Origin of the sequence: Pseudomonas paraversuta (genome assembly GCF_904063065.1) — a bacterium.
In the GTDB taxonomy this organism is placed as follows: Bacteria; Pseudomonadota; Gammaproteobacteria; order Pseudomonadales; family Pseudomonadaceae; genus Aquipseudomonas; species Aquipseudomonas paraversuta.
Genome location: NZ_CAJFCL010000008.1, coordinates 83,816 through 97,868 on the forward strand (window position 1 = coordinate 83,816; position 14,053 = coordinate 97,868).

Here is a 14,053-nt window from a genome sequence, read left to right on the forward strand (position 1 = left end):
CAGGCCTTGCGGCCTGACGCTCCCCCGCCGACAACGTGGTTAAACCACGTTGATACCGCTTTGCACCCAAAGTTGATGGGTCTCATCTTCCTGGCTGGTGTACACCACGTACTCCTGCCCGTTCTCCAGTTGCGTACTGCCCACTGTCCAGTTACCCGTCAGCTGAACGCTGTCTTCATCGTCACCCTGGATAAACAATCTATCCGTGCCGGTTGACGTCAGTGCTACCAGATCTTCAAGACTCACAGTCAGATCAACAGCACTGAAATCGTTCAGGTCAATGCTCTCGACATTGCTGGCGTTACCGATCAGCAAGTGCAAGTTGATCGACGCATCGCCACCCTCCCAAACCTGGGTATCGGAACCGTCTGCTTCATGTACCGCAACAAAGCCGGTGTCATGAGTGGCAATCGGATCAGTACCGTCGGCAACTTCAGTGAGCTTAGCCTGTGACGAATCATCCACAACCGAGGCTGCTGCAAAACCTGGAGAATCAGTGCCAGGGTTGCCCGGATTAGCATCGTCCCAGACCAGGCCGCTGCCTGGAGAGTCAATACGGATATACAGAGTGGCAGTGTCCATCTGGCCACTTGGTGTGGTGAGTTGGTAACTGAAGCTGTCGACTTGACCGATGTTTGTCGACGCTCCTCCCTCGGTCGGTTTGTAGCTGTAGTCTCCGTTGCCCTGAATTGTCAGCGTGCCAAAGTCACCCTGCACCACCGTACCGATTTGACCCGGTACTACGTAGGCCCCGTCGACCAGCACACTCAGTACAGTCAGCGAAGAACCTTGGCTGTCTGCAACAGAGTGATCACCAGCTGCCAGAACATTGCCTGTTACGGCAATTGTCGGACCTGTGATCTCCACGCCCGTATGGGTGGCCAGTGTCTGCACAACACTTACAGCGGTCCCCACCGCTACCTTGGCCGTCGACGAAGACAACCGATAATCACCTGCACCCAGGGTGAAGGTATGTGTCGCATCGGTTGTGCTTTGACCAGGCTCGTTAACCCAGGTCGTACCATTGAGTTTCTGCAGGACAATGGTGGTCGTGGCAGACGATCCAGTGCGATTGACAAACAGCTCCGCCGTCATTCCAGCCTCGACCGTCACGGTCTGCCCGAAATGCTCGGTGACAGTGCCCAACACCCCGGGCCCTGTGTAGTTGGTTGCCGTAGAAGGACTGTTAATCACCTGGAGAACCAGATCAACCTGCGCCGTGTCGATGTCATCGGTCGCCAGCAACTCCCCAGTACCCGGGGCCGTTGGATTGGCAGGATCCCAGACCACCGTGCTGTCAGTACTGTCGGTCCGCACGTACAGCGTAGCCGTAGCCGTGCCGCCCGCCGGTGTCGTCAGTTGATACACGAAGGCATCCAGTTTCCCGATGTCCGCAGGGTTGCCATTTGAGGTGTAGGTGTAACTGCCGTCAGCGAAGATCGTCAGCGCACCGTACAACCCGGTCACTACTGTTCCTACAGCAGGATCGGCATTCACAGCCTCACCATTGACCGTATTAACCGTCGCATCTGCGCCAGTACCAGTAGAGTCCGGTATACCGGAGACTCCGTTATCGGTGATTACGTTGCCTTCGACTACACCACCCGTGGCTGTGAAATCGACCTGACTTTCATTGGTCACACTGACCACCGCGGACGCACCGGAGAGCACGGCCAACAGACTAGGGTTTATGTCCATGGTGAGACGGTACTGACCCGCCGCCAGGCCTTCGACCTTCGCCGTAGTAGAGGAACCTAACAGCCCTAGCAAATCGAGCAATCCTGCCCCGTTGCTACCTTCCTGGACTGGTTTCCAACCGCCGGCCCCGTCACTTACCTCAAGCCTGACGGTAACTCCACCGTTGAGCAGAGAAAGTACATCGGCCTGTTTGAATGTCAGGTTCAGCGTGCCCTCGGTGTCATTAGCCACCGTGAAAGTCTGAACCGCCGGAGGTGTGCCAACCGGGATACCAAGCACATCCGCCAGCCTAAGAACGCTCATATTCGCGAGACTGGTCTGAGTTGTGACCGGTGTAAGCGTCAGCTCTGCAGTGGCCACATCATCGTAGGCGTCCAGGTCAGCGTCAGCATCGGCGTCGGCGTCCGCGTCGGCGTCGGCGTCCGCATCAGCATCAGCATCAGCATCAGCATCAGCGTCAGCGTCAGCATCGGCATCGGCATCGGCATCCGCATCGGCATCCGCATCGGCATCCGCATCGGCATCAGCATCGGCATCCGCATCGGCATCGGCATCTGCATCAGCGTCAGCATCGGCATCGGCATCGGCATCGGCGTCGGCGTCGGCGTCGGCATCAGCATCCGCATCCGCATCCGCATCGGCATCGGCATCGGCGTCAGCATCAGCGTCCGCATCAGCGTCGGCGTCGGCATCGGCATCGGCATCCGCATCAGCATCGGCGTCGGCATCCGCATCGGCATCCGCGTCGGCATCAGCATCAGCATCAGCATCAGCATCCGCATCAGCATCAGCATCAGCATCCGCATCCGCATCTGCATCCGCATCCGCATCAGCATCAGCATCCGCATCCGCATCCGCATCAGCATCAGCATCAGCATCAGCATCGGCATCGGCATCGGCATCGGCGTCAGCATCGGCATCGGCATCGGCATCGGCATCAGCATCGGCATCGGCATCGGCATCGGCATCGGCATCGGCATCGGCATCAGCATCGGCATCGGCATCAGCATCAGCATCGGCTTCCGCATCCGCATCGGCATCGGCATCCGCATCGGCATCGGCATCCGCATCAGCATCGGCATCGGCATCGGCATCGGCATCAGCATCGGCGTCAGCATCGGCGTCAGCATCGGCATCGGCATCGGCATCGGCATCGGCATCAGCATCGGCGTCGGCGTCGGCATCGGCATCAGCATCGGCATCCGCATCCGCATCCGCTTCAGCATCGGCATCGGCATCGGCATCGGCATCCGCATCGGCATCGGCGTCGGCGTCGGCGTCGGCATCCGCGTCAGCATCCGCGTCGGCATCGGCATCCGCATCCGCATCCGCATCAGCGTCGGCATCCGCATCCGCATCCGCATCCGCATCGGCGTCGGCTTCGGCATCAGCATCCGCATCAGCATCGGCATCCGCATCAGCATCAGCATCAGCATCGGCATCGGCATCGGCATCGGCATCGGCGTCGGCATCGGCGTCGGCATCAGCATCCGCATCAGCATCGGCATCGGCATCGGCATCCGCATCAGCATCCGCGTCGGCATCGGCATCGGCATCCGCATCCGCATCCGCATCCGCATCCGCATCCGCATCCGCATCAGCATCAGCGTCCGCATCGGCGTCGGCATCGGCGTCAGCATCCGCATCCGCATCCGCATCAGCGTCGGCATCGGCATCCGCATCCGCATCAGCATCAGCATCAGCATCGGCATCCGCATCAGCATCAGCATCAGCATCGGCATCGGCGTCGGCATCGGCGTCGGCATCGGCATCCGCATCAGCATCAGCATCAGCATCCGCATCGGCATCAGCATCAGCATCAGCATCGGCATCAGCATCGGCATCGGCATCGGCATCGGCATCGGCATCGGCGTCAGCATCGGCATCGGCGTCCGCATCAGCATCAGCATCGGCATCGGCGTCGGCTCGCATCCGCATCGCATCCGCATCCGCATCCGCATCCGCATCAGCGTCGGCATCGGCATCCGCATCCGCATCGGCATCGGCATCGGCGTCAGCATCCGCATCCGCATCCGCCTCGGCATCCGCATCCGCATCCGCATCAGCATCCGCATCAGCTTCGGCATCGGCATCGGCATCCGCATCCGCATCAGCATCGGCATCGGCGTCGGCATCCGCATCCGCATCCGCGTCGGCATCGGCATCCGCATCCGCATCGGCGTCGGCATCGGCGTCAGCATCAGCGTCGGCATCGGCGTCCGCATCGGCATCGGCATCCGCATCCGCATCGGCATCGGCATCGGCATCGGCATCGGCATCGGCGTCCGCATCCGCGTCAGCATCGGCATCGGCATCGGCATCGGCATCAGCATCAGCGTCGGCGTCGGCATCGGCATCAGCATCAGCATCAGCATCAGCATCAGCGTCGGCATCGGCATCGGCATCGGCATCGGCATCAGCATCGGCATCAGCATCCGCATCCGCGTCCGCATCTGCATCAGCATCAGCATCGGCATCCGCATCCGCATCAGCATCGGCGTCGGCATCGGCATCCGCATCCGCATCGGCGTCGGCGTCAGCATCCGCGTCAGCATCAGCGTCGGCATCCGCATCCGCATCCGCATCCGCATCCGCATCAGCATCAGCATCAGCATCAGCATCCGCGTCCGCATCGGCGTCCGCATCGGCGTCGGCATCGGCATCGGCATCGGCATCGGCATCGGCATCGGCGTCAGCATCCGCATCGGCGTCGGCATCGGCATCGGCATCGGCATCGGCATCGGCATCAGCGTCTGCATCCGCATCCGCATCAGCATCGGCATCGGCATCGGCATCGGCATCCGCATCCGCATCCGCATCGGCGTCGGCGTCAGCATCCGCGTCAGCGTCGGCATCGGCATCGGCATCCGCATCGGCATCGGCGTCGGCGTCGGCGTCGGCGTCGGCGTCGGCGTCAGCATCCGCGTCAGCATCAGCGTCGGCATCCGCATCCGCATCAGCATCCGCGTCGGCATCGGCGTCGGCGTCGGCATCGGCATCGGCGTCGGCATCGGCGTCGGCGTCGGCGTCGGCGTCGGCGTCAGCATCCGCGTCGGCATCGGCATCGGCGTCGGCGTCGGCGTCGGCGTCGGCGTCAGCATCCGCATCCGCGTCGGCGTCGGCGTCGGCGTCGGCGTCCGTCTCATTCAAGTCAGAACTAACAACTTGGGTCGGGTTCGAAATATTGCCGGCGGCATCCGTCAGGGTCACGCCCAGGGTTTCGCCATTGACTCGCGGGGTGGCCAGTTCAATCGAAAAGTTCCCGAAGTTATCAACGTGGCCTGTGCCTATGGAGTTACCGTCGGCATCTCTGATGGTCACATCTGTGTTTGCTTCACCTTTGCCGGAAACAGTGATGCCGTCATGACTGACGGCAAGGTTGGTTGGTGCATCAGGCGCTGTGGTATCACCAGCAATCACTTGCGATGGGGACGAAACGTTACCGGCGGCATCCGTCAGGGTCACGCCCAGGGTTTCGCCATTTTCTCGAGGATGATCCAGCTGGATCGCAAAGTTGCCATCGGCTCCAACTTGACCTGTGCCTATGGTGTTGCCGTTGGCATCCTTGATGGTTACGGTGGTGTTTGGTTCACCTTTACCGGAAACCGTGGTGCCATCAGCAGATACGGCAAGTTCGGTTGGGGCGTCCGGCGCTGTTGTATCTCCCGCGTCCACTTGCGTCGGGACCGAGACGTTGCCCGCGGCATCCGTCAGGGTCACGTCCAGGGTTTCGCCATTGACTTGAGGGTGATCCAGATTAACCGCAAAGTTGCCATCGGCTCCGACGTGGCCAGTGCCAATGGTATTGCCAGCTGCATCTTTGACCGTCACGGTGGTGTTCGCTTCACCTTTGCCGAAGACAGTCAGACCATCAGCAGCAACGCTAAGATTGGTCGGGGCATTGGGAGCTGTCGTGTCAGACGTAATGCCATTGCCGCCGTCACCGTCACCGCCGCCGCCACCGCCACCGCCGCCACCGTGGGATAGCGCTGCGATTGCCGCGCCAGCACCCAGCAGGCTCAGACCCCAGACTAACCAGTCCGGTACACCAGCGCCTGCTTGTGCAGCAAGGGCCAGATCTTCAAGTGATCCGAGTTCGCTAAACGTAAAACCTGAATAGGGAGTGGAGTAACTTCCAAGAAGCAGTGTGCCGTCGTCATTTTCAAGGACTAGCTGATTCGCTGCGCCGTCCTCACCTACCACAAAGAAATTCTGGATTGTGACCGTCTCTCCCGACTTAAGGGTCACTACCAAGTTTTTACCCGATTGTTGCATCGATTGAATCGATGCCTGACTTATGGGCAGTTTGACAATACTGGTTTCTTTAAGGGCAATGTTCCCGAACGTTTGTTCGGTCGCCGCCCCCGTCGACTTATCGACAATGACTATATTCTTCATCGGACACCTTTTTTATTAAACCAAGCAAAACCAATAACAAAAGCGAGCCGAACGCCTACGCAGCTTCTGAATGAGAAGCTGAGCATTCGAACAAGCGAAAGTTATGTGAGTTTTTAAATAAACCCTGGCTCAGCCCACGCCCGCGCGCTCACTTAGCAACGGGCGTATGACCCGCAGCGAGAGGCAGTAAGGGCCGTAGCACAAGGGGTTTACAGCCAGATACCGTGTCGGTATCGAGCAGGAAAGGCAGTGCTTGGGCAGGGGGTTGATCACCGTAGGCTCTCCATGTCCTTTGCCCGGAAATACCGGGATGGGCATCCTTTTACTAAGCAAATCAAGCATGCCTATCAAAGGTGCAAGAGTTGAATGCGTCATCTTAGTGGCAGGGTTTTTAACCCCACCAAAACGACTCGCTTACGGGATACTAACCGCCTAAAAATCATCTTCAAAGAGAAAAGTTCAATCGCCAAACAGGGTCGCTTATACCCTATGGCAACTTGTGATATGTCACCGCCAATCAAGTTAGACGCTTTGATAACCCTATGTGAATTTCATTATAATGAAATCATATTCAAGTCAAATCACAGGTGTTCCTGATGAGTGCTGGATGAGTGATTCGTCTGTTTTTCACGAACATCACGACGTTATATTTTTTTAAAAAATCCGACAGATGGTAAGACGCCAGATGGCTCACACGCCGCCACCCGCGGTGATTTAACAGACGATCTTCAGCGCAACGGCTGGTATCAGCCTGACAAGCGCCAGAGATGAGAATGCCCTGTAGCGACCAGGTGCCTGCCCGCCACCCATGAAAAAAATCGCTGTCACTGCAGATACTCGCAGAAAAACGATGCACCGCCTCGCCAGGCAAGATGACGCGAAATGCGCCGCATTGGGCTGTACCTGTCGTGGGGGGAGGCATGACTATCCAGGTTTCAATGTGGCGAGATAGCCTTAGCGCGAGGTCTGTTGCAGGGCTATCAAGGGGGGCAGAATAGCCAGTGGAAGCTGAAAGGAAGTAGAGCCGTCAAAGTCAAAAGAGTTAAGCCGAATGACGCAGATATAATATCGACTGTGGGTACTCGATGGCTTTCAGTGACGAGGCCATCAAGACTTTCTGGGAGCCCAGTGCTTTGGGCACGAGCTTCACCTTGAATGAACCCTATATTTGTTGATTAAACTTTACGCGCCTATGACATATGGCGACCGAACAGTTGCGGAATATTATTCTCAGAGCAAGCAAGCATTACAATTGGCAACTTAAACAACACTGCCCCCGGAATACTTTGAATACAAATAGACAACTTATACACATAAAGCACTTATAGAAACCTCCAGACCTCAGGATTCTTTATATTTAACGCCTGTGGGACTTATATATAAAAGTCATATTTGTGGCGAAAAACGACGGCAAATGGATAAATATAAATCCACCGAGATTAACAAACGGGTTTAGAGGGCCTTGCAGTTAGACAATCAAAACTGTGGCAAAGGGTCTCCGTATTCAGGACCGGACCAGCCGGAGGCTGCGGGCGCTTTGCAGCTATAACTGCACCTATTGCTCAGTGTTCGGCCATCAGCCGCGAGGCCCCCAAGGACGGGACCTCGCTTTGCGTGCGTGATGCAGATTGTAGAGTTGCTCAAGGCAGGAGGCAGTAGGAAAGACCTGGCCGGCTCCTGCAACAGATTAAGTTCTCTAAATCCAATTACGCTCAACGCTAACTGCTTATTCCACGGTGACCGATTTGGCCAGGTTGCGTGGCTGATCCACATCGGTGCCTTTGAGCACGGCAACGTAGTAAGACAGCAGTTGCAGCGGGATGGTGTAGAGGATCGGCGCCAGTACATCATGGATGTGCGGCATGTTGATCACATGGGTGCCTTCGCCATTGGTCATACCTGCTTGCTCGTCAGCGAACACAATCAGTTCACCGCCACGGGCACGAACTTCCTGCAGGTTGGACTTCAGTTTTTCCAGCAGTTCGTTGTTCGGCGCCACGGTGACCACCGGCATGTCGTTATCCACCAGTGCCAGCGGACCATGCTTCAACTCGCCTGCCGGGTAAGCTTCGGCGTGGATATAGGAAATTTCTTTCAGCTTGAGAGCACCTTCCATCGCTACCGGGAACTGCGCGCCACGCCCCAGGAACAAGGTGTGGTGCTTGTCGGCAAACAGTTCGGCGACTTTCTCAATCGTGGCATCCATCGCCAGTGCTTCACCCAAACGCGCAGGCAGGCGGCGCAGTTCTTCAACCAGTTGCGCTTCGACACCGGCTTCAAGAGTGCCACGCACCTGCCCCAAAGACAGGGTCAGCAACAGTAAGCCAACCAGCTGGGTGGTGAAGGCTTTGGTCGACGCCACACCAATTTCGCGACCCGCCTGGGTCAGCAGGGTCAGGTCAGACTCACGTACCAGTGAGCTGATGCCAACGTTACAAATCGCCAGGCTGGCGAGGAAACCCAGTTCTTTGGCGTTACGCAGTGCAGCCAGGGTGTCTGCGGTTTCGCCCGATTGCGAGATCGAAACAAACAGGGTGTCAGGCTGGACCACGACCTTGCGATAACGGAACTCGCTGGCCACTTCAACCTGGCAGGGAATTCCGGCCAGACTTTCGAGCCAGTATCGGGCAACCATCCCCGCGTGATAGCTGGTACCACAGGCAACGATCTGAACATTGCGCACTTTGGCGAACAATTCAGCAGCCTGTGGACCGAATGCCTGAACCAATACGTGGTCCTGGCCCAGGCGGTTTTCCAGGGTGCGTTGCACCACCGCTGGTTGCTCGTGAATTTCCTTGAGCATGTAGTGACGGTATTCGCCTTTGTCCGCAGCTTCAGCACCATCACGGTACTGCACGGTTTCACGCTGCACGCTTTTACCGTTCACGTCCCAGATTTGCACGCTGTCACGGCGGATTTCAGCGATATCGCCTTCTTCCAGGTACATGAAGCGGTCAGTGACCTGGCGCAATGCCAATTGATCGGAAGCCAGGAAGTTTTCACCCAGGCCCAGGCCAATCACCAGCGGGCTGCCACTGCGTGCAGCAACCAGACGATCCGGCTGTTTGGCACTGATGACGGCCAGGCCGTATGCACCGTGCAGCTCTTTAACCGTGGCTTTCAAGGCTTCGGTCAGGTCGCTTTGATCTTTGAGTTTGTGATTGAGCAGGTGTGCGATCACTTCAGTATCGGTGTCCGACGTGAACACATAACCCAAGCCTTTGAGCTGTTCGCGCAGGGCTTCATAGTTTTCAATGATGCCGTTGTGCACGACAGCCAGGTCGGAACCCGAAAAATGCGGGTGAGCATTACGCTCGCTGGGTGCACCATGGGTCGCCCAACGGGTGTGGGCAATGCCCAGGCGCCCCATCAGCGGCTCACCGGCCAGAGCTTGTTCCAGCTCGGCCACTTTGCCATTGCGGCGCATGCGTTCCAGCGTACCGTTGTGGGTAAACACTGCTACACCGGCGCTATCGTAGCCCCGGTATTCAAGACGTTTCAGGCCTTCAAGCAGAATGGCCGTGATATTGCGTTCAGCGACTGCGCCAACGATTCCACACATAATATTCTCCTAGCTTAGGGCGGCGCATAACAGTGTTATGCCCCGGGCCTGAATCTGTTCGCGTGCCTCCATGGACAAGCGATCATCTGTAATAAGGGTATGGACGCTGCTCCAGGGCAGTTCCAGGTTGGGTATCTTGCGACCAATTTTGTCGGACTCGACCATCACAATCACTTCACGCGCGACCTCGGCCATGACTCGGCTCAGGCCCAACAATTCGTTAAAAGTTGTGGTGCCACGCAACAGATCGATGCCATCAGCGCCGATAAATAATTGATCGAAATCGTATGAACGCAGCACCTGCTCAGCCACCTGGCCCTGGAAGGACTCGGAATGAGGGTCCCAGGTACCGCCGGTCATCAACAGCACGGGTTCATGTTCGAGTTCGCTCAGGGCCCTGGCGACATGCAACGAATTGGTCATTACCACAAGACCAGGTTGCTGGCCCAATTGTGGAATCATCGAAGCGGTGGTGGTGCCGCTGTCGATGATGATGCGCGCATGTTCCCGAATCAGGCCAACCGCCGCACGGGCAATGGCTTGCTTATAAAGAGAAACGGGCTGGGCGGGATCACTCACCAACTCTTGCGGCATGGTGATGGCACCACCGTAACGACGCAGCAGCAGACCGTTACTTTCGAGTGCGGCCAAATCCTTGCGGATCGTCACTTCGGAAGTTTCGAAGCGCTTGGCCAGCTCATCCACACTGACTTCACCTTGCTGCGCAAGCAAAGCCAGGATGTTGTGGCGGCGTTGAGGCGTATTGCGTTTCGACATGAGAGCCTAAGTTTCGTTTCGAAAGATAACAAAAGCAATGAGACCCGATCCCGTAATCAGCGTCAACAATTTTTTGTAGCTTTTAAGCAGTGAATAACTCGCTGAGCTGGCGCAGGGCGGGGCGATTGGCTGATATAGACGCGGATAAAACAAAGCCTTATCCACAGGCAGTGGATAAGGCTTTTGCTAACTTGCTGATTTTAAACAGTTATACGACAACCTGTTTTACCCACAAAAACACTGTTTTCGCTTGTGGATAACTTCAAATCAAGGCTTTGGCAGCTTTACCGGGCGCTTCCAGCCATCGATATTGCGTTGCCGTGCCCGACCAACGGCCAGCTGTTCGACGGCTACGTCCTGATTAATGGTCGATCCGGCTGCCGTGGTGGCTCCGCTGGAGATATCCACAGGTGCCACCAACGAGTTGTTCGAACCAATAAATACGTCGGCTCCCAACACGGTCTTCCATTTGTTGGCGCCATCGTAATTGCAGGTGATGGTGCCCGCGCCGATGTTGGTACGCGCCCCAACTTCGGCATCGCCCAGGTAAGTCAGGTGACCGCACTTGGCATCTTCGCCGAGGTGGGCGTTTTTCAACTCTACAAAGTTACCCACATGGGCGCGGGCATCAAGCACGCTACCCGGACGCAAACGGGCAAAAGGACCGGCATCGCTGCCCTCGCCCATCACGGCACCGTCGATATGGCTGTTGGCCTTGACCACCACCCCTTTACGCAGGGTGCTGTCTTTGATCACACAGTTGGGACCAATCACCACGTCATCTTCGATGACCACACGGCCTTCGAGAATCACGTTGATATCAATCATGACATCGCGCCCGACTGTGACTTCACCGCGCACATCGAAGCGCGCCGGATCACGCAGGGTCACACCCAGGGCCATCAGGCGACGGGCTTCACGTAGCTGGTAATGACGCTCCAACTCCGCGAGTTGTTTACGGTCGTTGGCGCCCTGCACTTCCATCGGGTCGTGGGCATGCTCAGTGGCCACCACCAGACCATCAGCAACGGCCATCGCGATCACATCGGTCAGGTAGTACTCGCCCTGTGCATTGTTATTCGACAGCCGGCTCATCCAGTCAGCCAGACGTCCAGTGGGCAATGCCAGAATGCCAGTATTGCCTTCAGTGATCGCACGTTCAGCCTCGGTGGCGTCCTTGTGCTCGACAATGGCGCAGACCTTGCCTTCGGCGTCACGCACGATGCGGCCATAGCCGGTCGGGTCCGCCAGGTTAACGGTCAACAAACCCAGCTGCTCCGGGCCTACCTGTTTCAGCAGGCGCTCCAGGGTCGGCACCTCGATCAGGGGTACATCGCCGTACAGAATCAGTACGTTCTGCGCGGTCAGAAATGGCAGCGCCTGGGCGACGGCATGCCCTGTGCCCAGCTGCTTGTCTTGCAATACAAAGTTCAGATCATCGGCCGCCAGGCGTTCACGGACCAATTCGGCCCCGTGCCCGATGACCACGTGGATGCCTCTCGGTTTGAGTTGCCGGGCGCTGTGGATAACATGCCCGAGCATGGAGTTTCCGGCGACGGGATGCAGAACCTTGGGCAGGGCCGAACGCATGCGGGTGCCCTGACCTGCAGCGAGAATAACGATATCGAGAGACATGACTGGCTACCAATCCTGGGTGGTCAGCGGCTGCGACCAGAAGTAATTCGCGGAAAAAGAAAAAGGGTAGCCGAGGCTACCCTTTTTAATCAATCACACAATGAAGCAGGAGGCTTAGCCGCCGAACTTTTTGCGGATTTGCTGGACGGTGCGCAGCTGAGCTGCGGCCTCGGCCAGACGTGCAGCAGCAGATCCGTAATCGAAATCTGCGCCTTTCTCGTTCAGTGCCTTCTCGGCTGCCTTGACGGCGGCCTGAGCGGAGGCTTCATCCAGGTCGGCAGCACGTTGCACGGTGTCGGCAAGAACCTTGACCATGTTCGGCTGAACCTCGAGGTAACCACCAGAGATGTAAAACACCTCGGCTTCTCCACCCATTTTGATCAGGCGGATCGGACCTGGCTTGAGTTCAGTGATCAGCGGAGCGTGACCCAGAGCGATACCAAGATCACCCAGGCTGCCGTGCGCAATCACCATCTCGACCTGACCGGAAAAGATTTCTCCTTCCGCACTGACGATATCGCAATGGACTGTCATCATATTAGCCATCTGATTGCCTCAACCTGATTAGCGCCCGTTACCGGGCGCCGGAATTACAGTTTCTTGGCTTTCTCGATCGCTTCTTCGATGCCGCCGACCATGTAGAACGCTTGTTCTGGCAGGTGGTCGTAGTCACCGTTGAGGATGCCTTTGAAGCCAGCAATGGTGTCTTTCAGGGAAACGTATTTACCCGAAGCGCCAGTGAAGACTTCTGCCACGAAGAACGGCTGAGACAAGAAACGCTGGATCTTACGAGCGCGGGATACCAACTGCTTGTCGACTTCCGACAGCTCGTCCATACCCAGGATCGCAATGATGTCCTTCAGTTCTTTGTAACGCTGCAACACGTACTGAACGCCGCGAGCGGTGTCGTAGTGTTCCTGGCCGATTACCATCGGGTCCAGCTGGCGCGAAGTCGAATCCAGTGGATCCACCGCCGGGTAGATACCCAGGGATGCGATGTCACGGGACAGTACGACAGTGGCGTCCAAGTGGGCGAAGGTGGTCGCCGGCGACGGGTCAGTCAAGTCATCCGCAGGTACGTATACCGCTTGGATCGAAGTGATCGAACCGTTCTTGGTCGAAGTGATGCGCTCTTGCAGAGTACCCATCTCTTCAGCCAGGGTCGGCTGGTAACCTACTGCGGAAGGCATACGGCCCAGCAGTGCGGATACTTCAGTACCGGCCAGGGTGTAACGGTAGATGTTGTCAACGAACAACAGTACGTCGTTACCTTCGTCACGGAACTTCTCGGCCATGGTCAGGCCGGTCAGTGCTACGCGCAGACGGTTACCCGGCGGCTCGTTCATCTGACCGTAAACCAGTGCCACTTTGTCCAGAACGTTGGAGTCCTTCATCTCGTGGTAGAAGTCGTTACCCTCACGGGTACGCTCGCCCACACCAGCAAACACAGAGTAACCGCTGTGTTCCATGGCGATGTTACGGATCAGTTCCATCATGTTTACGGTTTTGCCTACACCGGCACCACCGAACAGACCAACCTTACCGCCTTTTGCAAACGGGCAGATCAGGTCGATAACCTTGATGCCGGTTTCCAGAAGGTCGTTGCCGCCCGCTTGATCAGCGAAGGACGGTGCAGGACGGTGAATGCCCCAGCGCTCTTCGGTATCAATCGGACCAGCTTCGTCGATCGGGTTGCCCAGAACGTCCATGATCCGGCCCAGAGTCGCTTTACCGACCGGTACGGAGATGGCTGCGCCAGTGTCGGTGACTTCCAGACCGCGCTTCAAGCCCTCGGTGGAACCCATCGCAATGGTACGAACCACGCCGTCGCCCAGCTGCTGCTGAACTTCCAGAGTGGTTCCGGCCGCGCTTTGTACTTTCAGCGCGTTGTAGATGCTCGGTACGTTTTCGCGTGGAAATTCCACGTCGATCACGGCGCCGATGATTTGAACGATACGTCCGCTACTCATAGCTGGATCCTCT

The 14,053-nt window shown here is 57.4% G+C and carries 6 protein-coding genes; all 6 read right to left on the minus strand.

All coding sequences use genetic code 11. The annotated features are described in order from the left end of the window. Positions 1-39: 39 nt before the first annotated feature. Complete coding sequence (locus JQ845_RS17015) at positions 40-6,096, minus strand: BapA/Bap/LapF family large adhesin (protein ID WP_203009292.1); 6,057 nt, start codon at positions 6,094-6,096, stop codon at positions 40-42. A 1,726-nt stretch (positions 6,097-7,822) separates the two neighbouring features. Next, complete coding sequence (gene glmS / locus JQ845_RS17020; protein WP_003438011.1) at positions 7,823-9,658, minus strand: glutamine--fructose-6-phosphate transaminase (isomerizing); 1,836 nt, start codon at positions 9,656-9,658, stop codon at positions 7,823-7,825. 9 nt (positions 9,659-9,667) lie between these two features. Then, entirely contained in the window at positions 9,668-10,435 is a 768-nt protein-coding gene (locus JQ845_RS17025) for a DeoR/GlpR family DNA-binding transcription regulator (protein WP_003438010.1), read from the minus strand. Positions 10,436-10,702: 267 nt separating this feature from the next. Continuing rightward, positions 10,703-12,070 carry a bifunctional UDP-N-acetylglucosamine diphosphorylase/glucosamine-1-phosphate N-acetyltransferase GlmU gene (glmU, locus tag JQ845_RS17030; RefSeq protein ID WP_003438009.1) on the minus strand — a complete coding sequence of 456 codons (1,368 nt, stop codon included), beginning with the start codon at positions 12,068-12,070 and terminating at the stop codon, positions 10,703-10,705. 114 nt (positions 12,071-12,184) lie between these two features. Further along, complete coding sequence (locus JQ845_RS17035; protein ID WP_003438007.1) at positions 12,185-12,604, minus strand: F0F1 ATP synthase subunit epsilon; 420 nt, start codon at positions 12,602-12,604, stop codon at positions 12,185-12,187. 56 nt (positions 12,605-12,660) lie between these two features. After that, positions 12,661-14,040, minus strand: coding sequence for a F0F1 ATP synthase subunit beta (atpD, locus tag JQ845_RS17040; RefSeq protein ID WP_003438005.1), 1,380 nt, complete (start codon positions 14,038-14,040; stop codon positions 12,661-12,663). Positions 14,041-14,053: the final 13 nt, after the last annotated feature.